The 1,753-nt window shown below is 73.0% G+C and carries 2 protein-coding genes and 1 pseudogene; all 3 read left to right on the top strand.

All coding sequences use genetic code 11. The features are described from left to right. Window positions 1–441: pseudogene (locus G6017_RS08570) on the top strand (primosome assembly protein PriA); the annotation flags it as partial. An 81-nt stretch (window positions 442–522) separates the two neighbouring features. Further along, window positions 523–1,077 (top strand): peptide deformylase, encoded by a 555-nt coding sequence (gene def, locus G6017_RS08565; RefSeq protein ID WP_182616940.1) that lies wholly within the window; start codon window positions 523–525, stop codon window positions 1,075–1,077. A gap of 2 nt (window positions 1,078–1,079) precedes the next feature. Next, a partial coding sequence (locus G6017_RS08560; RefSeq protein WP_182616942.1) for a formyltransferase family protein occupies window positions 1,080–1,753 on the top strand: 674 nt, incomplete at its 3' end.

Genomic DNA, 1,753 nt, shown 5'->3' with positions numbered 1-1,753 from the left:
GCCGCCTGCCTGGTCCGCCCGGCCGCCGACGGGGGCCGTGTGTTCCTGTCGGCGGATTCCGGGTCCCCGGTCGCGCAGGCCCTGGTGCGGTGGGACCCCCAGGGGTGGGCCGAACGCGAACTCGCGGACCGCGCCGAGGTGGGGTTCCCGCCCGCCGTCCACATGATGGCGGTGGACGGCCCGGCCTCCGCGCTGGCCGAGATCCTCGACGAGCTCCGGATCCCGGACGAGGTGGAGGTGCTCGGGCCCGTCGACCTCCCCCCGGGGGAGGAGTTGCCCGGACACGACGGCGTGGAGGACCCCGAGCGGGTGTTGCTCCGCGTCCCGCCACCGCTGCTCGGAGCGGTCTCCACCGAACTACGGGCGGTCGTGGTGGCGCGGTCGGGACGGCGGAACGCCGACCCCGTCCGGGTCCGGCTCGACCCGGTACACATCGGCTGACCGGCCCGTGCGGTGGGTTGCCCGGAGAACACCTAGAATGGGCGTTTCCCGTATCCCCGTCCGCGAGGAGTTCAGATACGCATGGCCGTCCATCCCGTCCGGCTCTTCGGTGATCCCGTCCTGAGGACCCCGACCGATCCCGTCACCTCGTTCGACGACAGGTTGGCGCGCATCGTGGCCGACCTCATGGACACGGTCCGCCACGAGGACGGAGCCGGGTTGGCCGCTCCCCAGATCGGCGTGTCCACCCGGGTGTTCGTCTACACCTGTGGAGGCCGCGAGGGCCACCTCGTCAACCCGGAGTGGGAACCGATGGGAGACGAGAGGACTCACGTCAACGAGGGGTGCCTGTCGATCCCCGGGGTCTCCGAACCCACCAAACGCTACGCGCGTGTCGTGGCGCGCGGCGTCGACGTGCACGGAGAGCCGGTGCGTCTCGAGGCCGAGGGGATCCTCGCGCGCGCCGTGCAGCACGAGACCGACCACCTCGACGGGATCCTGTTCCTCCAGCGCCTCACCCCGGACCGGCGGCGCTCGGCGATGGCCGGGATACGGTCGTCCGGATGGTTCGGTAGCGACGCCATCAGCGCCGGGGTCGTCTACGACCGACTCGCCGACGCGATGGCGGTGAGGTGACGGTGCGACTCGTCTTCGCCGGCACACCGCAGGCGGCCGTCCCCTCGCTCGAGGCCCTGCTGACCTCAGGCCGACACGACGTGGTGGCGGTGGTCTCCCGTCCCGATGCCCGGACCGGTCGCGGCCGGAGCCTGTCCCGCAGTCCCGTGGCCGCGGCTGCCGACGCCGCGGGGATCGAGGTCCTCACGCCGCCGAACGCCCGCGACCCGCAGTTCGCCGAGCGCCTCCGTGACCTCGCACCCGACGCGGTGCCGGTGGTGGCCTACGGGCACCTGGTGCCGCGACCCGTCCTGGACATCCCCGCACACGGCTGGGTGAACCTCCACTTCTCGCTGCTGCCGGCGTGGCGGGGTGCCGCACCGGTCAACGCCGCCATCGAGGCGGGAGACGAAGTGACCGGCGCCACGACCTTCCGTCTCGACGAGGGGATGGACACCGGTCCGGTGCTCGGCACGATGACCGAGACCATCCGCCCGCGCGACACCGCCGGGGACCTGCTCGCCCGGCTGTCGGTGTCCGGCGCGGGACTGCTCCTGGCCACCCTGGACGCCCTGGAGACGGGCGAGCTCCGCGCAGTCCCGCAGCCGACCGACGGGATCTCCCGGGCGGGGAAGATCACCGTCGACGACGCGCGGGTCCGCTGGACCGATCCGGCACTGGCGGTGGACCGCCACAT

The organism is Dietzia sp. B44 (assembly GCF_014145245.1).
Taxonomy (GTDB): Bacteria; Actinomycetota; Actinomycetes; order Mycobacteriales; family Mycobacteriaceae; genus Dietzia; species Dietzia natronolimnaea.
This window is presented reverse-complemented; position numbering and strand designations above follow the sequence as displayed.

Bases quoted from the DNA above. Each gene is read 5' to 3' on its own strand.
- def (WP_182616940.1), top strand. From the start codon at position 523: ATGGCCGTCCATCCCGTCCGGCTCTTCGGTGATCCCGTCCTGAGGACC.